Genomic DNA, 19539 nt, shown 5'->3' with positions numbered 1-19539 from the left:
AAATATCAACAATCAGCTTTTAACCATATATTTTTTACTGACACCACCGAAGTCATTAATTACCTCAAAAGATATTTCACCTGAAAGCCCTTTTTTAGGTAGCCGGAAGTGCGCAGTGGAGAAAGGCGCCACCCAGGAAACATCAGGTAATGGCACTCCACTCACCGAGATATCATTAAAGTTAATATAATAGGGGCCGGGATTTTTCACTTCTATATCAGTACCGGAAAGTTGCCATACCAGATGATAAATTTCCTCTTCCGACATTTCCGCAGCCAGTGCCGGTGGACGATAGATCAACTTAATCCGGGTTTTCACCGCAAACTGCAGGGTATTGTCCCGACGTTCCACGGAAGGAATAGACTTTATATTCAACCAATAAAGCGATTCCCGATCGCCGGGCAATGTCCCGGTACGCACCACGCGCATCACATTTTGCTGTCTTTCCGCAAGGCGAAAGAGCGGCGGCGTAATAATAAACGGCACCGTATCTATACGATTATGGTGGTCAGGAGGCTCAATCCATGACTGGATAAGCCAGACAATACGATCCGGATTACGAATACTTAGCGATGACTCGGTTTTATTACCATCGTAGATCAAGCGGGTTCCGCCGATAACAATACCCGCCCGGGCATTTAGCATTAGCAACGCCATTAATAGCAGAACACTGAAAAACCTGAATAGCGCATTCATATTACGTCCTGTAAAAATTGCAGGTAAATCTTCCATTACCAAATAACATGCCAGACGGTGATTTTCTCGAGAATTGATTTTCCTGAGTCACCATTACAGTACTGTTATGGGTATAGTTAATTATAGTTTATTGTGAAATTGCTAACCGCATTCGTCGTACCGGCCACCACTGTCGCCGATGTTGCCTGGTAGGCGGCATAGAAGTTTAATTCATTGACTTTGTTTTCTGCCAGCGTATAGCTATATTGATTGAGCTCATTAAGAGGTAAATTATTTTTATCCGCGGTCATTAACCGAATTGCCACACCTCTGGCATTTCCCGTTCCCGAACCAATCGCCAGCAATCCACTATTGGTACTATCGCTGGTGCCATCAAATTTGATTTTCGCGCTGGTAACCGCGCCGGGGCAAGACTTGAGTTTAATGGTGAATTTAGTGACCGAAGACTGCGCTCCGGCGGCGGAGAATGCCGATTTGGCAACATTGCCAAGGTTCACCGTCATAGTGTTCCCACTGCCAATATCGATGGTACAGGCAGCATCCAGAATACTTCCGGTAAAGTTGATCGTCCCGTCCGCCGCATAACTCATGCCAGTAGACAAAGCCGATACCACAAACAATCCTCGCAGAATAACTCTTTTCATAATCTGTTCCCTATAGCGTATACAGGTACTTTCCATGACCATTGACTGGAATAAAGAAAATACGCCGACAATGATTTTATATTGTGTGTTATGAAGCACAGCACAAATTTCAAACAAAAAAATGGCTTAACACTCATAATCTGTTACAAAGATACTATCCGTTATGATTGAGTTACTTCCTTGTCAGTGTATATTTTTGAACAGTTTTCCTGATTCCGACAATCCGTTTTTTGTCCAATCGTAGACAAAGACTGACTTTATTCAGGTGATAATTATCATAATAATAGCCACAGGAGATTTATCTCAACTACAGATGAGTGCTTTTATGGAGTAAAATCAAAGTCATGAGTGAATATGACAATAAAACGTTACGCGATGATGCTGTGGATCATTTGGTCAAACCGCAGCAACACATTGATTTATTAATTAAGAACTTCCGCAAAGGTTGCCAGATAAAAACAACCGAAGGCAGAAGAAACCTGAGTACCTACAAAAACAATGAACGCCAGTGCCTGTTGCTACTCCAGGGCAGCGTAGCCCTCTATCGCAGCAGTGACTGTCTGATCCTGAACTCCGAAACCGCCCCGTATATTTTCGGCCTCAGCCAGCAGTTAACTTACACCCGGCAGCTCTATATTCGAACTCAGGGGACCACGGAATACGCTACATTGCCGTTAACTGATGCCTATAAAATAATTCAGGAACAGTCCCTGTGGGAAAGCGTAGCGAAGATCCTTGATTATTCGTCAGCGAAAGTCTATTCCCACTGTCTGGCCGTTTCTCAGCTTTCGGCCTACGAGATAATTCGCCGACTACTGATCGAACTGGATAACGAACCTCCGGAAATCCGACTCAAGATCGCTGCCGCTAATTACATTCTGTCACGCACATTCTTATCACGCAGCGGCGTAATGCGTATTCTGGCCAGGCTGAAAGCGGAAGGACATCTGGAAATGATTCGCGGTGTCTTGATTAAAATTAACGGCTTCCCGGAAAAATTTTAATATTCACAAAACAAATAATATAAATCTGTAAAAAGAATGCGGCGCGTATATTTAAAAGGTAATTCATATAAATTATGAATATATAAAACCATACAAAAAAATAACCGCCCCTGACGAGGCGGCTCAGACTATATCGGCTTTAATTTACCGCGGCCGGGTCAACGACCGGTTTATTGACCATAAAGAAATAAACCAGCGATGCCATAAAAGCGATAACCGAGGAGGCGACCAGCGCCAGGGTAAACGAACCCGTATTATCGAGGATCATACCGGTGATAATTGGCGCGAAAGACCCGCCGATAAAACCACCGAAGTTCTGGATGCCGCTCACCGAGGTAATCAGACGCGACGGTACCGACACCAGAATCAGCCCCCACGCCGAGGTGCCGGCGAAGTGGATAGAGAACAGCGCCATACTGATGCAGGCCACCGCCATAAAGGTGCTTTCTGTGTAGGCTGCCGGCAGTGTGAAACCTGCCGCGCACAGCAGACCCAGGCAGATCATCCATTTACGGCTCTTCATCTTATCCGCGCCGCGCTTCATCACCCAGTCAGCCACCACGCCGTTGACCAGCATCCCCGCCGCGCCGAACAGGAAGGGAATAGCGGCAACCCAGCCGGTTTTCTCAAGGCTTAAACCGCGCGACATTTCCAGGTAGGATGGCAGCCATGTCAGGAACAGCCATACCATATAGCCCACACCGTTAAAGCCAATGATCATGCCCCACATGGATTTTTGCTTAAACAGCCCGGCCCAGTCTTTAAGCGTCACTTTTTCTTTACTGGAGGGCGGCGTTTCTTCCTCCAGGTGCGCGATATCCTGCGCCGACAGCCCGGCGTCTTCGCGGTTGCGATAGAACATAAACCACAGAATGGAAAGAACAATCCCACTCACCCCAATGATGATGAACATCATCCGCCAGCCAAAGGCCAGCATCATGGCGATCAGCAGCGGTGGCGCCAGCGCCTGGGCGAGGGTCGACGACATATTGACGATACCCATCGGCACGCCGCGTTTGCGAATGTTATACCAGTCGTTGACCACTTTAACGCCGGTCGGCAGATGTGGAGATTCGCCGATACCCAGCACCACGCGGGCAACAATCATCTGGCTGAAGGAACCGACAAATCCCAGCGCGGTCTGAGCCGCCGACCACAGGAAGATGCCGAAGCCGTAAACTTTCTTAACCCCGAAACGCTCCATCACCATACCAATCGGGAGCTGGCATAGCGCGTAACCGAATGAGAAAACCGACAGCAGTAACCCCATTTCCGTCGCCGTCAGCCCCATTTCTTCACGAATCGTGGTGTTGGCAATAGACAGTGACGTTCTGTCGAGGAAGTTAATAATACCCGCCACGAGCAAAAACAATAATGCCATAATTTGCAAACGCTTCAGGCGAGGGCTTGCTTGACTGGACATATATCATCCTTTTGTAATGTTAATCACGCCATCATTGCGCGCAGTGCGAAATAATGGCGTCACTGGGCCCGGGTATATTCCCGGAGGTATCAAGAATGCTGTGTATTACTTTTCTGACTAGTCTTTAATTTCAAAAATCAATTCAATTTCAACCGGTGTATCAAAAGGCAATGTGTTGGTACCGATAGCCGAACGCGCATGCTTTCCGGATTCGCCGAATACCGCAATCAGCAAATCCGAAGCGCTGTTCATTACCAGCGGCTGCTCTTTAAAGTCATCCGCGCTCTGCACAAAACCGAGCATCTTGATACAGCCGGCCACGCGGTCCAGATCGCCAAGGTAACCTTTCAAAGAAGAGAGGATATTGATAATGCACTGGCGCGCCGCCTCCTGCCCCTGTTCAATAGACAGATCTTTTCCCAGCGTTCCCTGGTAAATCAGCTCACCATTCACCCGGCAGTCATTGCCCGAGGTATACAGTAATTTGCCGGTCTGTTTTACCGGTACATAAGAAAATTTGGGTGCAGTCGGCTCGCTGAGTGTAATACCCAGCTCAGCTAAACGAGCTTCAATATTCATGTGTTTTTCCTGATAATTTATTTCAATAAATCTAATGCCAGTGAAGTATATATTTGCGCGGCCTGGTGTAATTCTTCAATACGCACAAACTCATCTTTTACATGAGCCTGGGCTAAATCTCCCGGCCCCATAATAATAGTTGGGATCTGGCACGCCACCGAAAAGAAAGGCGCTTCACAGGTGGCGTCAAAATTCGTTTTCTTTGCCGTCCCGGTTACCGCATCAACCGCCTGACAGGCCGCCTCCACCAGCGGATGCGACTGCTCAATGGCCGATGCCGGAATAAACAGGTAATTCTCCAGCGAATAATCCTGCGGTGCCTTCAGCCCGGCGCCTGCCAGCGCGCGCTGTAGTCGGTCATTAATTTCATTACGCATTTCCCCCGGCAATACCCGGCGGTCAATTTCAATACAGCACGACTGCGGCACAATATTCGGCGCGCTGCCGCCCTGAATAGTCGTCACCAGCATGGAGGCATTGCCCAGCAGCGCATGATGCTGTTGTTTCACCCGGCAGCATTCTTCGAGCAGCTCCGGCAACAGCCGCGCCATTTTGTCGATAGCGCTGTCCGGGTTACGGGTTTTCGCCGCATGTCCCGCGGTACCGTGGGTGGTCAAACGGGTACGGCTGACCCCTTTATGGGCCACGCAAATCTCCAGCGAGGTAGGTTCGCCGATAATGGCATAATCTGCCTTAACGCCCTGAGCGACAAAGTGCTCCATCCCCAGGTTAACCCGCTCTTCGTCGACGTTAAACAGCAGAGTAATTTCTCCGTTGAAAGCGTACTGGCGGCGTTTAATCAGGATCGCCGCATACATCATCGCCGCTACCCCGGATTTCATATCCGCCGCACCGCGTCCAACAATGCGATCGCCGTCAACCACCGCGGCAAACGGATCTACCGACCAGCCCTCGCCGCACGGCACCACGTCAGAATGGCCGTTGAAGATCAGCCGTTTACCTGGCTGTTGCCCTTTCAGGCGAGCAATCACATTGGGGCGCCCCGGCACCACTTCCTGAACTTCAGTGTCAATGCCTTCTCCGCGCAATACATCGGCAATAAACAGCGCCACCGCTTGTTCATTCCCCGGCGGGTTTTCCGAAGGATGCTGTATCAGGCTGCAAAGGAGCGTAACCAGCTCCTGCCGTTCATCGGCAGTTAATTCAATGTCAGTCATGATAATAATCTCAGTTAATTAATAACTTTTACCGCGGGCATCAATAGTCATCGTTTCGCAGAATTCGCCATTGCGGAAGGCATATATTTCATCGACCAGATTAGCGACCACGCAACAATGGTTGGGAATTATATGTACCTGCTCGCCAATAGTCAGGGAAACTTTCTCCGGGTCATAGCGTAAATAGCCATGCTCTTCATTCAGTTTCACCAGTTCCACATCCGGATACTCCTGAATCAGCCCATAAGAGCCCGGTGTCGCGGACAGATCCGAGGTCAGTGACTTGGTTCCGGCATCCAGGGTGGCATAACCTGGCAGCGGAATACTCACCACCGTGGCGCAAATCGTCAGGGCGCAGTTCTCCGGGGTATAAATACCGCCGTTAATGGCATTCATATCACCGAAAATAAAGTTCCCGGCCCGGGATTCGCTAATTCCCTTCAGCTCATCGGCATAAAAAGAAGAAAGTGTCGAACCGCCGGATAAAATCTCGATCTCAAAACCATGGGCATTCAGGATATCCCGACTGTTAATTAACAGCGCCGCTTCTTCCCGCGCCGCCCGGCGAATATCGGCCTCATTACGATACTGATAAATGGTGCCGGCATAGGTGAATACGCCTTTCACTCTTAACCCCGGCAGCGCCGCTACATCGCGGGCGAAATCCAGCAGTTGATCCGGCTGAATACCTTCGCGGTGGGCGCCGTAATCAATAGCAATATCAATATTAAACGTCAGGCCATTTTTCACCGCCGCCCGGGAAAGCCCTTCCGCGCCCGGCAGGCTGTCGACGATAGTGCGGATAGTTATTTTGCGCGCCAGTTCCGCATAGCGCTGGCATTTATCGTCGCCAATCAGCGGGTAGGCCAACAGGACTGACGTGATCCCGCCGGCGGCCATCACTTCCGCTTCAGAAAGTTTGGCGCAGGTAATCCCGCTCGCCCCCAGTTGCTGTTCCAGTTGCGCCAGACGCACCGATTTGTGGGTCTTGATATGCGGCCAGTGCTGAATATGGTTGCGGGCCAGCCCGGACGTCATGGCGGTAATATTTTTTTCCATGATATCCATATCCAGCGCAACGTAAGGTGTGGTTAACATTTTTCCTCCTGACGGCTAACCGTCAATAACCGGGTTCTCCCCTCTGACCTCTCCCAGGTAGGCGTAAAGGGTATATTTTGAAATATTCAGAAACTCACAAATCTTCTCGCCGGACTTTTTGATAAGAAAAACCCCCTTGTCATCAAAAAACTTAATAGCATTCAGTTTGTCCTGTTTGGTCATGTTGATAACCGGGACATTAATCAGCGTCATACATTCCGCGATCAAATAATCGAGTAGCTCATTGACGTCTTTAACAAAAACTTCATTGACCTCCTGCGGACGCGCCGGCGCGGCGTCAGGCCGGCCGACTATCTTATTAAGGGTCTTTTCCGCCAGCAGGATGTCGCTGATATCCAGATTGATACACAGCGCGCCGATCACGTGCTTATTGCCGTTACGGATATATACCGAGGTGGATCGCAGGGTTTTCCCGTCCCGGGTCTGGGTAAAATAGTTGTGGCGATCGCCGTTCACATCGCTGCCGCGCAGCACTTCCAGACCAAGGTTACTGCTCGGGTCGCCGACCTGGCGCCCGGTGACATGGCCGTTGATGATGGCGACAATACTGCTTTCCAGCCCCTGGGAGTGATCGTGCAACACCACTTCGCAACTATCGCCAAACTGTCCGGCGATCCCCTCCATCATCGGGATAAAGAAGTCTAAATTCTCTTTGATGCTTTCCATATCAACCTAAAATTAAGTTAGACAAACAAACTTTTTGTATTGTATAGCGGCAACGGTGGGGAGGAATCAATCAGGAAATGAATAAAAAGCGATCGGCATCACGCATAAAAACTAACTTTTTGTCAGATACCTTTCGATTAACAAACTTTTTGTCAGGCTAAAACATTTTGTCAGGGGGAGATTTCGTCCGCTCAGGCTGACCATTTCAGGCACAAAAAACCGGCGGTGGAGTGCCCCTTCGGGAAGCACGCCGCGCCGCCGGCTGCAGGCGTTGTTTAGTAACCCGCGGGTTCAGCCGGATGGCTGTCTCCCGACAGATGGGGCGATTTGACAAACACTCCTTTCCACGGCGCCTCCCCCCTGTTCACCAGAAAATGGGCTTCGCCAGGATCGCAATGCAGGACATCACCCGCGCGCAGGACGTGCATCTCTCCTTCCAGATACAAACACACCTCGCCGCTAAGGGTATAGAAAACCTCACAGGCCTCGCGATGGCGGTGGTTGGGAAACGACTGACCCGGCTGCAGAACCACAACCCCCATATCGCACACCGGGCCGCGCACCAGATATTTGGGGCCGCTGTCGCCAAACCGGTAATCATGTAACGCTTCGCTGGTCTTTTTCATCGCTCCCGCTCCTTACAATCCCGGCGCTTTCCACAGGGAAGTCGTCAATCCACCATCCACCAGACCGCGCTGATCCTGATACACCGCCTGCCACTTTTCACGCGCCTGCTGGTAAATTTCGCGGTTATCGCCGTTGGGTTGATGCTCGCGATCCCAGCGCACCAGTCGTTCCCCGGTTTCCGCCAGCGTAGCGTAAATGCCAGCCCCGACACCGGCGGCAATCGCACAGCCCAACGCGGTGGCTTCTTTCACTACCGGAACCCGCACCGGCAGCCCGCTGACATCCGCCAGAATCTGGCTCCACAGCCGCCCCTTCGCGCCGCCGCCGGCAAACACCAGCGTATCGGGCTTAACCCCGGAAAACTCGGCAATCTGTTGTAAATTGCAGGCTGACACAATGGCGGCATTCTCCTCCAGCGCCCGGAACAGCGTGGCTTTATTACACTTCAGCGGATCGAGGGACAGGTTAATAAACGCCGGCGCGGCGTGGTACCAGCTCTTGAAACGCATCACGTCGGAGAAAATCGGCATCACCCCCCATGCCCCAGGCGGCACCCGACCGGCCATCTCCTCCAGCAGGGTATAGGCGTCAATGCCCAGCCGCTCGGCGATAAGTTTCTCCTCGGCGCAAAAGGCGTCCCGGAACCAGCGCATGGTCAGTCCGGTAAAAAAGCTGATGGATTCGCTTTGCACCATCCCGGGTATCACGTGAGGGTTGATGCGCACGTTCATCGCGGGATCGGTCACCGGCTGGGGCAAATTCACCACTTGCTGCCAGAACGTCCCCCCCAGCACCGCGGTCTGGGCCGGTCGCACCACCCCAAGCCCAAGGCAGCCGAGCTGCACATCCCCGCCGCCAACCACCACCGGCGTACCGGCCCGCAGGCCGCACTGCTGCGCGGCGTCGGCGCTGACTGCACCCAGCGGCGTACCGGTCTCTTTCACCGGCGACAAAATATCGGAGCGCAGCCCCGCCATCTCCAGCAGCCCGCGCTTCCAGTCGCGGCTCACCAGATCGAGCAAGCCAGTGGTGCCGGCATTGGAGGGATCGACCGCCAGCTCGCCGCTCAGCATATAAGCCAGCCAGTCGCTGATCATCGTCACCGTCGCCGCCCGGCGGTAGATATCCGGACGATGGTGCGCCAGCCACAGCAGACGCGGCATGGCGCTGAGAGCCAGCGTTTGACCGGAACAGCGATACACCTCATTTTCAAAGGTATTATCGTAAAGCGCTTTTAATTCGCTGACCTCGCGGGCCGCCCGGGCATCGACATTGGCGCAGGCCCAGATCGGCTGCCCGTCGCTGTCGTAAATAACGATCCCCTCGCGCATTGAGCAGGCCGCCACAGCCGCTATCGCCTGCGGAGCAATGGCGGCTTCATGCAATGCCTGGCGAATACACTGGCAGGCCAGCCGCCAGTTATTCACCAGATCGAACTCCATGGAACCCGGCACGTCAGGCACCGCCAGATGCTGCCATTCAGCCTGTCCGGTCGCCAGCTGATTACCTTCCAGATCAAAAATCACTGCTCTCACGCTGCCGGTGCCGGCATCGAGAGCCATCAGGTAGTGGCCTGATGGGTCAGGGGTACAGAGTCGAGCCATCATTGTTATCCTCGGCTTGTTCGCGTCAATGCGTGGTATGAGGTCCTGTCAGATAAAATGCTCCTTGTGGCTGCCCGGCGCGGACGCGCGCAGCCCGTTGATGAATCCTGTGATTTATTATTATGCTTCAATCAGTTTTAGCATCTCAGCAGCGGTCTCCTGGTCGGTCACCAGCGCGTTGATATAACGCCCTTTCATTGCCGCCACGATCGCCGCCGCTTTCTGCACGCCGCCCGCCACGCCCACCACGGTGGGGATAGTGGCAAGGCTGCTCAGGCTCAGACCAATCAGCTCTTTATGGATTTTCATATCGCCGATCACGTCGCCGTCCTGGTTAAAGAAATAACCGAGAATGTCACCCACCGCGCCTTTGCGGCCAATCATCAGTTGCTCCCCGGCGGTGATATAGCCGGAACGCAGGATCGTCGCCTCATCCCGCTGGCTGACGGCGCCGATGCCCACCACCGCGACATCCGCCGCCTGGGCGGCCAGCAGCACATCGCGGACGCTGTTTTCATCGCGCAGCGTACGGGCTATCTCCGCCGACGAGGCGCGCAGCGGCGCCGGAATAATATTCACACTACAGGCGGCATCCAGTTGACCAATACCGGTCATATACGGACCCACACCGCCGGACAGAGTGACCAGGCGAATCTGCTGCGACGAGATAAAACCGCTCAGCCGCTTTAGAGTACTCATGGTCGCCTCGCCAAACCCCACCGCCAGTAACTGTTGCGGCTGGAGCTGCTCCATCAACATATGAGCGCCGCCGATACCGATACGCGCCCCCACCTCAGCTCCGGACAACGCCGGCAGCACGCGCACGCTTTTCAGCGCAAAGTGGCGGCGCAACGCATCCTCATATTCCAGACAACCAGCAAAGCGCGAGTTAATCTGTACCCGGATAATGCCGGCCTGGTGACCTTTTTCCAGCAGCCGGGACACCTTCAGGCGCGTCAGCCCCAACCGTTCGCTGATCTCCCCCTGAGTTAAACCATCGTGGTAGTAGAACCAGGCGATCCGCGCCACCAGCTCTTCTTCACACATGCCATTGCCTGGCTGCAGCGTACTGTCATTCATTGTCATAAGTCGGCTTCACTTTGAACATTTTTAAATCATAAACACAATTGTTCCGATTACGGTAACAAATGACCGTGATCCTGGCCACAAATCCATACCGCGACATGAACAATTTTATTAATCACAACCAAATATTCACATAATGTGATCGCGATGATGGTTTTCTCGCCAATCCGTGACTATGTTGATGAACAATTCTGTTTCCAAAAAACATTTGTTCAGATCCGCAATCCACGATTCGGGTACACGGAGGCGAGATGCAAACCGGCGAATATTCAGTTCCTCCCCTGCTCTGCGCGCGCTATATCCGCAAGCATTATTCCGGCGTCGAGGTGCTTAAAGGCATCGACTTTACTCTCCACGCCGGTCAGGTACACGCGCTGCTCGGCGGTAATGGTGCAGGAAAATCCACCTTAATGAAAATTATTGCCGGCGTAACGCCTGCCGATAGCGGCACTATTGAGATAGAGGGGCAGCGCTGCGTCGGACTGACCCCGCAGAAAGCCCACCAGTTGGGTATCTACCTGGTCCCCCAGGAACCGCTGCTGTTTCCCAGCCTGTCGGTCAAAGAGAACATTCTGTTTGGCCTTAATAAAGCGCAGGCCAGCGAACAGAAAATGGCGCAGTTGCTGGAACAGCTGGGCTGCCGTCTGGATCCGCACTGCGCGGCGGGCACCCTTGATGTGGCGGATCGCCAGATGGTGGAAATCATGCGCGGCCTGATGCGCGATTCACGCATTTTGATCCTCGACGAACCCACCGCCTCCCTGACCCCGGCGGAAACCGATCGTCTGTTCGCTCGCTTGCGGGAACTGCTCAGTAAAGGGGTCGGGATGGTGTTCATCTCCCATAAACTGCCGGAAATCCGCCAACTGGCGGATCGGGTCAGCGTGATGCGCGATGGCAAAATCGCCCTGAGCGGTAACACCGCCGCGCTGACTACCGAGGAGATCATTCAGGCCATCACCCCCGCCGCCCGCGGTGTGGAGATGTCCGCCAGCCAGAAACTGTGGCTGGAACTGCCCGGTGGCCGTCCGCTACATGAAAAGGGCGCGCCGGTACTCTGCGTCAGGCAGTTAACCGGAGAAGGGTTTATGAACGTCAGCTTCGATGTGCGGGCCGGTGAAATCGTCGGCCTGGCGGGGCTGGTGGGCGCAGGGCGCACCGAACTGGCGGAAACCCTGTACGGCATCCGCCCGGCACGCGCCGGCACTGTCACGCTTGGCGACGAAGAAATTACCCGGCAGCCCACCCACGCCAGACTGCGACGCGGACTGGTTTACCTGCCGGAAGACCGCCAGTCCTCCGGCCTGTATCTCGACGCGTCGCTGGCGTGGAACGTTTGCTCCCTGACCCACAACGGCAATGGTTTCTGGGCCAGCCCAGGGCGCGACAATGCCACGCTGGAGCGCTATCGCCGGGCGCTGAACATCAAACTCAACCACCCGGAGCAGCCGGCGCGCACCCTGTCCGGCGGTAATCAGCAAAAGATCCTAATCGCCAAATGTCTGGAAGCCGCGCCGCAGGTGTTGATCGTCGATGAGCCCACCCGCGGAGTGGACGTTGCCGCACGCAGCGATATTTACCAGTTGATCCGCAGTATCGCCCACCAGAATGTCGCGATTGTACTGATCTCCTCCGATCTCGAAGAAGTGGAACAGTTGGCCGATCGCGTCTATGTCATGCACCAGGGCGAACTGGCCGGCGCGCCGCTTTGCGGCGATGACATTACGGTCGACACCATCATGCATATCGCCTTTGGCGAACGCCACACCGGCAATGCGGAGGCCCCATGCTGAAGTTTATCCAGAACAATCGGGAGATGACGGCGCTGCTGGCCATTCTCTGTCTGTTTACCCTGCCAGCCCTGTTTGACGGCAGCTATTTCAGTCTCCAGACCCTGACCATGATCTTCAGCAGCGCACAGATCCTGATGCTGCTGGCGATCGGCGCGACGCTGGTAATGCTGACGCGCAATATCGATGTCTCGGTCGGCTCGATCGCCGGGATGTGCGCGGTACTGCTCGGGCTAATGCTTAACGCTGGCTACAGCCTGGCGCTGGCCTGCCTCGCCACCCTGCTGCTCGGGCTGCTGGCCGGTTTGTTCAACGGCGCGCTGGTGGCGTGGCTGAAAATTCCGGCGATTGTCGCCACCCTTGGCACCCTTGGCCTGTACCGGGGCGTCATGCTGCTGTGGACCGGCGGGAAATGGATCGAAGGGCTGCCGGCGCAGCTCAAACAGCTCTCCGCCCCGGTGTTCCTCGCGGTCTCGCCGATCGGCTGGCTGACGCTGCTGCTAATTGCCGCCATGGCCTGGCTACTGGCGAAGACCGCCTTTGGCCGCAGTTTTTACGCCACCGGCGATAACCTGCAGGGAGCGCGCCAGTTGGGCATTCGTACCGAAGCCGTGCGTATCGCCGCCTTTGCCCTTAACGGGGTGATGGCGGCGCTGGCCGGTATCGTGTTCGCTTCCCAGATAGGCTTTATCCCCAACCAGACCGGCACCGGACTGGAGATGAAGGCCATCGCCGCCTGCGTACTCGGCGGAATCAGCCTGCTGGGCGGCTCCGGTACCGTCATCGGCGCCATCCTCGGCGCCTACTTCCTGACCCAGATCGACAGTGTGCTGGTACTACTGCGTATCCCGGCATGGTGGAACGATTTTATCGCCGGGCTGGTACTGCTGGGGGTACTGGTGTTTGACGGACGGCTGCGGGTCGCGTTGCAGCGCAATCTGCGACGCCAGAAATACGCGCGTTTTGTGCCGGGCAGCGCGCCTCTCAGGCCGAGCGGCGGCGCACGACCGCACCAGACGGCGAAAAACAGGGAGGCGGCATAATGACGCTATGGCGACGCTACGGCTGGGAAACGGCGCTGGCCGCCCTGCTGCTCATCGAAATTCTCGCCTTCGGGCTGGTCAATCCGCGCATGCTGGATATTAACCTGCTGTTATTCAGTACCAGCGACTTTATCTGTATCGGCATCGTGGCTCTACCGCTCACCATGGTGATTGTCAGCGGCGGGATCGATATCTCTTTCGGTTCCACCATTGGCCTGTGCGCCATTGCGCTGGGCGTCATGTTCCAGGGCGGGATCCCGCTGCCGCTGGCGATCGTCCTGACGCTGCTGCTCGGCGCCCTGTGCGGCGCCATCAACGCCGCGCTCATTATCTATACCGGGGTCAACCCGCTGGTGATCACCCTTGGCACCATGTACCTGTTCGGCGGTAGCGCGCTACTGCTTTCCGGTATCTCCGGCGCCACCGGCTATGAAGGGATCGGCGGTTTCCCGGCGGCCTTTACCGATTTCGCCAATCTGGCGCCTTTCGGCCTGCCGGTACCGCTACTGTTTTTCATTATCTGCGTGGCGCTGTTCTGGCTACTGATGCACCGCACCCATATCGGACGCAACGTGTTCCTGATTGGCCAGAACACCCGGGTGGCCCATTACAGCGCCACCCCGGTCAACCGCACCCTGTACGCCCTGTATGCCATCACCGGGCTGGCCGCCGCCGTGGCCGCCACGCTGCTGGTCTCCTACTTCGGCTCGGCACGCTCCGATCTCGGGACATCGTTCCTGATGCCGGCAATCACTGCGGTAGTACTGGGGGGCGCCAATATTTATGGCGGTTCCGGCTCCATTATCGGCACCGCGCTGGCGGCGCTGCTGGTGGGCTATCTGCAACAGGGGCTACAGATGGCCGGGATACCCAACCAGATTTCCAGCGCCCTGTCCGGCGCACTGCTGATTGTGGTGGTGGTGGGCAGATCCATTAGCCTGCACCGCCACCAGATTCACGACTGGCTCCAGCGGCGGCGCACGGCTCGTCAGGCCTGAGCGCCCCCTTCAACTTACCGGCGACACACGGAGATAGACATGGCTATTCACAACATTAAGAACATCGCGCTGTTCAGCGCCCTCAGTCTGGCTTCCCTGAGCATGGCAGGACACGCCGCAGACCGTATCGCGTTTATCCCCAAACTGGTGGGGGTCGGTTTCTTCACCAGCGGCGGCAATGGCGCCCTGGAGGCAGGTAAAGCGCTCGGCGTCGAGGTCACCTATGACGGCCCGACGGAGCCCAGCGTCTCCGGGCAGGTGCAGTTGATCAATAACTTCGTTAACCAGGGTTACAACGCTATCGTGGTGTCCGCGGTCTCGCCGGAAGGGCTGTGTCCGGCCCTGAAGCGCGCGATGCAGCGCGGCGTCAAAGTACTGACCTGGGATTCAGACACCAAACCGGAGTGCCGCTCTTATTACATCAACCAGGGCACGCCGACCCAACTGGGAGGTATGCTGGTGGAGATGGCCGCCCGTCAGGTGAAAAAAGAAAATGCCAAAGTTGCCTTCTTTTATTCCAGCCCCACGGTCACCGACCAGAATCAGTGGGTCAATGAAGCAAAACGCAAAATCGAAAAAGAGCATCCCGGCTGGCAGGTGGTCGCCACCCAGTTTGGCTATAACGACGCCACCAAATCCCTGCAAACCGCGGAAGGGTTGATGAAAGCGTGGAGCGATCTGGACGCCATTATCGCGCCGGACGCCAACGCCCTGCCCGCCGCCGCCCAGGCGGCGGAAAACCTCAAACGCAGCGATATCGCCATCGTCGGTTTCAGTACCCCTAACGTCATGCGCCCCTATGTGGAGCGCGGCACCATCAAAGAATTCGGCCTCTGGGATGTGGTGCAGCAGGGCAAAATTTCCATTTACGTCGCCAACACCCTGCTGAAGAAAGGGGAACTCAACGTGGGCGACAAACTTGAGGTGCCGGACGTTGGCCAGGTGGAAGTCTCCCCCAACAGCGTCCAGGGCTACGACTACGAAGCGAAAGGCAATGGAATTGTTCTGTTGCCGGAACGCGTGGTGTTCAGCAAACAGAACATCGGCAAATACAACTTCTGAGCGGCGGTCGCGCCCTTCCCTGATAACCCAACGGAGTGAAGTACATGGCTGATTTAGATGACATCAAAGACGGCAAAGATTTTCATATCGACAAACCGCAGACCAACACGTTGTATACCCTGAAAGGCAGCGCCGCGCTGGACTGGGGCATGCAGTCGCGGCTGGCGCGCATCTTTAATCCCGATACCAACCGCACCGTGATGCTGGCCTTTGACCACGGCTATTTCCAGGGCCCCACCACCGGTCTGGAACGTATCGACATCAACATTGCGCCACTGTTTGCCCACACCGATGTGCTGATGTGTACTCGCGGCATGCTGCGTAGCGTGGTGCCGCCGGCCACCAATAAACCGGTGGTGCTGCGCGCTTCCGGGGCCAACTCAATGCTCACTGAACTGAGCAACGAAGCGGTGGCGGTAGCGATGGATGACGCCGTGCGCCTGAACGCCTGCGCCGTGGCGGCCCAGGTGTATATCGGTAGCGACTATGAGCATCAGTCGATTAAGAACATCATCCAGTTGGTGGATGCCGGACTGCGGGTCGGTATGCCGACCATGGCGGTAACCGGGGTAGGCAAAGACATGGCCCGCGACCAGCGCTATTTCTCACTCGCCACCCGCATCGCCGCCGAGATGGGCGCCCAGCTCATCAAGACCTATTACGTCGATAAAGGTTTCGAGCGTATTGCCGCCGGCTGCCCGGTGCCGGTAGTGATCGCCGGCGGGAAAAAGCTCCCGGAGCGGGAAGCGCTGGAGATGTGTTACCAGGCCATCGACCAGGGGGCCTCCGGTGTGGATATGGGGCGCAATATCTTCCAGTCCGAAGCGCCGATCGCCATGCTCAGGGCAGTGCACGCTGTGGTGCATAACAATGAAACCGCCGCCCGGGCCTGGGAACTGTACCTGAGTGAAAAAGGGTAATTCCCGCTACGTTTCCGGGCCAGTCTCAGGCCCGGACGGGCCAACCGAGAGGAGGTGCTCCATGCACGTGACACTGGTCGAAATCAATGTTCATGACCACAAGGTAGAAGAGTTTATTGACGTTTTTCGTCACAACCATCTGGGATCGATTCAGGAAGAGGGCAACCTGCGCTTTGATGTGCTACAGGACCCGCAAATCCCCACGCGCTTTTATATCTACGAAGCTTATCGGGACGAGCAGGCGGTCGCCGCCCATAAAACCACGCCCCACTATCTGGCCTGCGTGACGGCGCTGGAATCGTTAATGAGTTGCCCACGAAAGAAAACCAGCTTTATCGGCCTGATGCCCTGAGTTACCGCTATCGACAGACTCGCCCGGGGTGCCGGGCGCCTGCGGCGCACCTTTCCCCCGGGTGAGTTCACCGCGTGAACCATTAACTATATTTTCAACAACCTGAAGGGAAAAGAGCTGATTAAATCTGCTGGCAATCAGCCATACCGCATCCACAGAGTCGGGCTGCGCTCTGCGCGCTCCCGGCCCGATAACCGTTGATCAATAGTTGCGAGTCGCCGCCCGCATACTGCGACATTGACCCGGGTCACGCATCATAAATTTATATTATGTCAGCATGAAATTTATACACATAACAGATACAAGGAGAACATCATGACACCTGATGAGAAGTTCTGTGAATCCTGCGGAATACCGCTGTCGGCGCCACAGGCCAAAGGCCCCAGCGATACCTACTGCGTTTACTGTACCGACGACCAGGGTAACCTGCACGCCTGGGATGATATGCTGGCCGGTACCGCCGGATTTCTCGACAGCTGGCAGAAAGTCGGCCCGGAAGAGGCCCGCAAACGGGCGTTCCGCTACCTGACCGCCATGCCGGCCTGGGCGCATAAAGCCGACCCGCAGTGATCGCCCTGCGTTGCGCCAGCGATACGGCCATCGTCGTGTTGCATGAAATCTATGGCATTAACCCGCATATCAGGCGGGTATGTCATCGCTATCATGGGCAGGGAATCGATGTCTTTTGTCCCAACCTGACCGGGCGCGGCGCGCCCTTTTCCAGGGAGCAACAGCAGGAGGCATACCGTTTTTTTCGCGAGCGGATCGGTTTCGATCCGGGCGTTCAGGTATTGCCGCTGCTGCGTAAATTGCGTCCAGACTACCGCACGCTGATCGTCATTGGCTTTAGCGTCGGCGCCACACTCGCCTGGCGGTCTGCCGCCAGCGGCCTGTGCGATGGGATCGTCTGCCACTACGGTTCACGCATCCGCGACTATAGCGATAATCCGCCCGGTTGCCCGGCACTGGTGATCATGGCGCGCCACGAGGACGCGTTTAACCCTGAAGCGCTACACGATGTTTTATGCCGCTCCCCTGGCGTCGACAGCCATCTGTTCAACAGTCGCCACGGTTTTTGCGACGCCGACAGCGACCATTTTGATCCACTCCACGCCCGCCTCGCGGCTATGGAAGTGGAGCGGTTTATTACCCGATTACGCCACAGCGAACCTTAGCGAACTTCTTTTATTCCCCGACAGACTACCGCCACGCGCACTACAGCAGGAGGAAACATGTTTTCATACATTATGTTAGGTACCAATAATTTGCAGGCCGCCATCGCGTTTTACGATCCGCTGATGGAAGTATTGGGACACACGCCAGATGGGCGCAGCGAAGAGGGCGCATCCTGGGGCACGTTCAAAGACAACCACACTACCGGTCTGTGCGTGGGACGCCCGTTTAACCGGGAAGCGGCCAGCGTCGGCAATGGCGCCATGGTGGCCCTGAACGCGCCTTCCACGGAGGTTATTCAGCGCCTGCACGCGCTGGCGCTCAGTCTCGGCGGCAGCGATGAAGGCGCGCCGGGCTACCGTCCGCACTATGGTGAAGGATTTTACAGCGCCTATGTCCGGGATCCAGACGGCAATAAACTGGCGTTTGTTTATTACGATTATAAAAAGTAACTTCGTCCGCGTTTTTTATGTGAGACGAGGGATGTGGGATTTAAGCTGGCGTTGGGTTACCACAATACTCGCGAACCTTCTTGTGGAATTATAAAGCACCATCGGAGCGCCTGACATCCTGGCGCCGCGGGCCGGAAACTGCAGCGGGTCCCACTCAAGGACCCGCTGTTAGTTAAGGTCGTCCGTCAGGTCGTTTCCATAGCGCGCGCCCGCACGGCCTGCTTTCGATACTGTTCATAGCGCTCCCGGAACCATGCCTTCTGTTCTGCATTCATATTGCCGGTAACCGCCTGGATATCCACTGGCTGGCCAAGGGCATACATACGGGCAAAGCTGCGGGCCAGAAAATCAAAATTCTTTAACGCATGAAGATTTTGTTTGTTCATCGGCATATCCCTCCAGGTTACGTCATTTTCTGTATCAGGTCATATGCTCTTTCTGTATTCAGTATTCACCCGAAAGGAGTAGCATTATGATCATTATGTGCGTATTGCCGGCGGGTTATATGCGTCAGATCACAGATAGAATAATGCAACGCTTTTGAACATTGCAGGCAGACGGTAACAGGGCTGTAAAGGGAATCACAGGCACGGGCTGGCGCCGATAAACCCGAAAAACACCAGCAGCAAAAAGAGGGGTCTGAACATAAGGTTTTCCTTCCTTATTATTTTTCGAACCACCCATCCATTATCTTTATCATTTATTTCATGATACCCAACAGTCACTCAAAATAATCCATATCCGACTCTGGATCTTAAGTCATCGACAGGTAACACCGATTTTATTCCCGACCCGCTATAAAGGAATGTTTATCGCCATCAATCATCAACCGCACCAGGCGTTCACCATCTACCAGAACTCCCTCTCAACGGATTGAGCAAAATCACACGCCTGAGCCGTAAATCCTGTCCCCACAGCGTAACGCAATCGCCTGGAAAGAAAGAATAATCACGTAATAAACCAGGCGCAAAACCCAGCCCCCAGTATAATCATTCAGTCGTTCAGCAGGTTAAGCGCATCTTCCGGAAGAGCGGTTATTTTCATCACCGTGGCGCGATCAAAACCACTTTTGAGCATTGCCGCGGCAATTTTCAGCGCTTCTTCCTGACGCCCCTCCTCACGC

The 19539-nt window shown here is 55.1% G+C and carries 22 protein-coding genes; 11 read left to right on the top strand and 11 right to left on the bottom strand.

The window, feature by feature from the left end; translation table 11 throughout:
* Positions 1-12: 12 nt before the first annotated feature.
* A complete protein-coding gene (locus AQ981_RS23960) occupies positions 13-696 on the bottom strand; it encodes a fimbrial biogenesis chaperone (RefSeq protein WP_058914282.1) in 684 nt (227 codons plus the stop codon).
* 116 nt (positions 697-812) lie between these two features.
* The gene (locus tag AQ981_RS23955) at positions 813-1340 is read right to left on the bottom strand and encodes a fimbrial protein (RefSeq protein WP_058914281.1); all 528 of its coding nucleotides are present in this window, start codon (positions 1338-1340) and stop codon (positions 813-815) included.
* 344 nt (positions 1341-1684) lie between these two features.
* Between AQ981_RS23955 and AQ981_RS23950 the strand changes: the two genes are divergently transcribed.
* A complete protein-coding gene (locus tag AQ981_RS23950) occupies positions 1685-2344 on the top strand; it encodes a helix-turn-helix domain-containing protein (RefSeq protein WP_058914280.1) in 660 nt (219 codons plus the stop codon).
* Positions 2345-2483: 139 nt separating this feature from the next.
* On the opposite strand, the gene AQ981_RS23945 is transcribed toward AQ981_RS23950, so the two are convergent.
* The 8 genes from AQ981_RS23945 to lsrR form a co-directional block, all read right to left on the bottom strand.
* Entirely contained in the window at positions 2484-3767 is a 1284-nt protein-coding gene (locus AQ981_RS23945; protein WP_058914279.1) for an MFS transporter, read from the bottom strand.
* A gap of 117 nt (positions 3768-3884) precedes the next feature.
* Positions 3885-4346 carry a RidA family protein gene (locus AQ981_RS23940; protein WP_058914278.1) on the bottom strand — a complete coding sequence of 154 codons (462 nt, stop codon included), beginning with the start codon at positions 4344-4346 and terminating at the stop codon, positions 3885-3887.
* 17 nt (positions 4347-4363) lie between these two features.
* Positions 4364-5524: a M20 family metallopeptidase gene (locus AQ981_RS23935; RefSeq protein ID WP_058914277.1), complete on the bottom strand. Its 1161-nt coding sequence runs from the start codon at positions 5522-5524 to the stop codon at positions 4364-4366.
* Between the two features lie 18 nt (positions 5525-5542).
* Positions 5543-6622: an alanine racemase gene (locus tag AQ981_RS23930; RefSeq protein WP_058914276.1), complete on the bottom strand. Its 1080-nt coding sequence runs from the start codon at positions 6620-6622 to the stop codon at positions 5543-5545.
* A gap of 15 nt (positions 6623-6637) precedes the next feature.
* Complete coding sequence (locus AQ981_RS23925) at positions 6638-7309, bottom strand: helix-turn-helix transcriptional regulator (RefSeq protein WP_058914275.1); 672 nt, start codon at positions 7307-7309, stop codon at positions 6638-6640.
* Positions 7310-7584: 275 nt separating this feature from the next.
* On the bottom strand, positions 7585-7935 hold the full coding sequence (locus AQ981_RS23920) for a cupin domain-containing protein (RefSeq protein WP_058914274.1): 351 nt from the start codon (positions 7933-7935) through the stop codon (positions 7585-7587).
* Between the two features lie 12 nt (positions 7936-7947).
* On the bottom strand, positions 7948-9540 hold the full coding sequence (gene lsrK, locus AQ981_RS23915; protein ID WP_058914273.1) for an autoinducer-2 kinase: 1593 nt from the start codon (positions 9538-9540) through the stop codon (positions 7948-7950).
* A gap of 120 nt (positions 9541-9660) precedes the next feature.
* On the bottom strand, positions 9661-10626 hold the full coding sequence (gene lsrR / locus AQ981_RS23910; RefSeq protein ID WP_058914272.1) for a transcriptional regulator LsrR: 966 nt from the start codon (positions 10624-10626) through the stop codon (positions 9661-9663).
* 251 nt (positions 10627-10877) lie between these two features.
* On the opposite strand from lsrR, the gene lsrA reads away from it, so the two are divergent.
* The 10 genes from lsrA (at position 10878) to AQ981_RS23865 (ending at position 18416) form a co-directional block, all read left to right on the top strand.
* On the top strand, positions 10878-12419 hold the full coding sequence (gene lsrA, locus AQ981_RS23905) for an autoinducer 2 ABC transporter ATP-binding protein LsrA (RefSeq protein WP_058914271.1): 1542 nt from the start codon (positions 10878-10880) through the stop codon (positions 12417-12419).
* The gene (lsrC, locus tag AQ981_RS23900) at positions 12413-13459 is read left to right on the top strand and encodes an autoinducer 2 ABC transporter permease LsrC (RefSeq protein ID WP_058914270.1); all 1047 of its coding nucleotides are present in this window, start codon (positions 12413-12415) and stop codon (positions 13457-13459) included. The genes lsrA and lsrC overlap by 7 nt, the downstream gene beginning before the upstream one ends.
* On the top strand, positions 13459-14457 hold the full coding sequence (lsrD, locus tag AQ981_RS23895; protein ID WP_058914269.1) for an autoinducer 2 ABC transporter permease LsrD: 999 nt from the start codon (positions 13459-13461) through the stop codon (positions 14455-14457). Before lsrC ends, lsrD begins: the two co-directional genes overlap by 1 nt.
* Before the next feature lie 39 nt (positions 14458-14496).
* The gene (gene lsrB, locus AQ981_RS23890) at positions 14497-15519 is read left to right on the top strand and encodes an autoinducer 2 ABC transporter substrate-binding protein LsrB (protein WP_058914268.1); all 1023 of its coding nucleotides are present in this window, start codon (positions 14497-14499) and stop codon (positions 15517-15519) included.
* Between the two features lie 44 nt (positions 15520-15563).
* Positions 15564-16439 carry a 3-hydroxy-5-phosphonooxypentane-2,4-dione thiolase gene (lsrF, locus tag AQ981_RS23885; RefSeq protein WP_058914267.1) on the top strand — a complete coding sequence of 292 codons (876 nt, stop codon included), beginning with the start codon at positions 15564-15566 and terminating at the stop codon, positions 16437-16439.
* 61 nt (positions 16440-16500) lie between these two features.
* Positions 16501-16791 carry a (4S)-4-hydroxy-5-phosphonooxypentane-2,3-dione isomerase gene (gene lsrG, locus AQ981_RS23880; RefSeq protein ID WP_058914266.1) on the top strand — a complete coding sequence of 97 codons (291 nt, stop codon included), beginning with the start codon at positions 16501-16503 and terminating at the stop codon, positions 16789-16791.
* An 81-nt stretch (positions 16792-16872) separates the two neighbouring features.
* Positions 16873-16992: a YjhX family toxin gene (locus AQ981_RS28600; protein ID WP_121500730.1), complete on the top strand. Its 120-nt coding sequence runs from the start codon at positions 16873-16875 to the stop codon at positions 16990-16992.
* A gap of 114 nt (positions 16993-17106) precedes the next feature.
* Positions 17107-17361 (top strand): zinc ribbon domain-containing protein, encoded by a 255-nt coding sequence (locus AQ981_RS23875; protein WP_058914265.1) that lies wholly within the window; start codon positions 17107-17109, stop codon positions 17359-17361.
* Entirely contained in the window at positions 17358-17966 is a 609-nt protein-coding gene (locus AQ981_RS23870; RefSeq protein WP_249226382.1) for a dienelactone hydrolase family protein, read from the top strand. Before AQ981_RS23875 ends, AQ981_RS23870 begins: the two co-directional genes overlap by 4 nt.
* 57 nt (positions 17967-18023) lie before the next feature.
* Positions 18024-18416 carry a VOC family protein gene (locus AQ981_RS23865; RefSeq protein ID WP_058914264.1) on the top strand — a complete coding sequence of 131 codons (393 nt, stop codon included), beginning with the start codon at positions 18024-18026 and terminating at the stop codon, positions 18414-18416.
* A 185-nt stretch (positions 18417-18601) separates the two neighbouring features.
* Here the strand turns inward: AQ981_RS23865 and glgS are convergent, their stop codons facing one another.
* Entirely contained in the window at positions 18602-18808 is a 207-nt protein-coding gene (gene glgS / locus AQ981_RS23860) for a cell surface composition regulator GlgS (RefSeq protein WP_058914263.1), read from the bottom strand.
* Positions 18809-19539 lie beyond the last annotated feature (731 nt).

It is taken from the genome of Entomohabitans teleogrylli (assembly GCF_001484765.1).
GTDB classification, from domain to species: Bacteria; Pseudomonadota; Gammaproteobacteria; order Enterobacterales; family Enterobacteriaceae; genus Entomohabitans; species Entomohabitans teleogrylli.
Note: the sequence above shows the minus strand (reverse complement) of the source record. Positions and strands in the feature narration are given on the sequence as shown.

What these genes read in the sequence shown, in the direction of transcription:
- AQ981_RS23960 (WP_058914282.1), bottom strand. Translation starts at nt 696, where the DNA reads ATGAATGCGCTATTCAGGTTTTTCAGTGTTCTGCTATTAATGGCGTTG.
- AQ981_RS23955 (WP_058914281.1), bottom strand. Translation starts at nt 1,340, where the DNA reads ATGAAAAGAGTTATTCTGCGAGGATTGTTTGTGGTATCGGCTTTGTCT.
- AQ981_RS23950 (WP_058914280.1), top strand. Translation starts at nt 1,685, where the DNA reads ATGAGTGAATATGACAATAAAACGTTACGCGATGATGCTGTGGATCAT.
- AQ981_RS23945 (WP_058914279.1), bottom strand. Translation starts at nt 3,767, where the DNA reads ATGTCCAGTCAAGCAAGCCCTCGCCTGAAGCGTTTGCAAATTATGGCA.
- AQ981_RS23940 (WP_058914278.1), bottom strand. Translation starts at nt 4,346, where the DNA reads ATGAATATTGAAGCTCGTTTAGCTGAGCTGGGTATTACACTCAGCGAG.
- AQ981_RS23935 (WP_058914277.1), bottom strand. Translation starts at nt 5,524, where the DNA reads ATGACTGACATTGAATTAACTGCCGATGAACGGCAGGAGCTGGTTACG.
- AQ981_RS23930 (WP_058914276.1), bottom strand. Translation starts at nt 6,622, where the DNA reads ATGTTAACCACACCTTACGTTGCGCTGGATATGGATATCATGGAAAAA.
- AQ981_RS23925 (WP_058914275.1), bottom strand. Translation starts at nt 7,309, where the DNA reads ATGGAAAGCATCAAAGAGAATTTAGACTTCTTTATCCCGATGATGGAG.
- AQ981_RS23920 (WP_058914274.1), bottom strand. Translation starts at nt 7,935, where the DNA reads ATGAAAAAGACCAGCGAAGCGTTACATGATTACCGGTTTGGCGACAGC.
- lsrK (WP_058914273.1), bottom strand. Translation starts at nt 9,540, where the DNA reads ATGGCTCGACTCTGTACCCCTGACCCATCAGGCCACTACCTGATGGCT.
- lsrR (WP_058914272.1), bottom strand. Translation starts at nt 10,626, where the DNA reads ATGACAATGAATGACAGTACGCTGCAGCCAGGCAATGGCATGTGTGAA.
- lsrA (WP_058914271.1), top strand. Translation starts at nt 10,878, where the DNA reads ATGCAAACCGGCGAATATTCAGTTCCTCCCCTGCTCTGCGCGCGCTAT.
- lsrC (WP_058914270.1), top strand. Translation starts at nt 12,413, where the DNA reads ATGCTGAAGTTTATCCAGAACAATCGGGAGATGACGGCGCTGCTGGCC.
- lsrD (WP_058914269.1), top strand. Translation starts at nt 13,459, where the DNA reads ATGACGCTATGGCGACGCTACGGCTGGGAAACGGCGCTGGCCGCCCTG.
- lsrB (WP_058914268.1), top strand. Translation starts at nt 14,497, where the DNA reads ATGGCTATTCACAACATTAAGAACATCGCGCTGTTCAGCGCCCTCAGT.
- lsrF (WP_058914267.1), top strand. Translation starts at nt 15,564, where the DNA reads ATGGCTGATTTAGATGACATCAAAGACGGCAAAGATTTTCATATCGAC.
- lsrG (WP_058914266.1), top strand. Translation starts at nt 16,501, where the DNA reads ATGCACGTGACACTGGTCGAAATCAATGTTCATGACCACAAGGTAGAA.
- AQ981_RS23875 (WP_058914265.1), top strand. Translation starts at nt 17,107, where the DNA reads ATGACACCTGATGAGAAGTTCTGTGAATCCTGCGGAATACCGCTGTCG.
- AQ981_RS23865 (WP_058914264.1), top strand. Translation starts at nt 18,024, where the DNA reads ATGTTTTCATACATTATGTTAGGTACCAATAATTTGCAGGCCGCCATC.
- glgS (WP_058914263.1), bottom strand. Translation starts at nt 18,808, where the DNA reads ATGCCGATGAACAAACAAAATCTTCATGCGTTAAAGAATTTTGATTTT.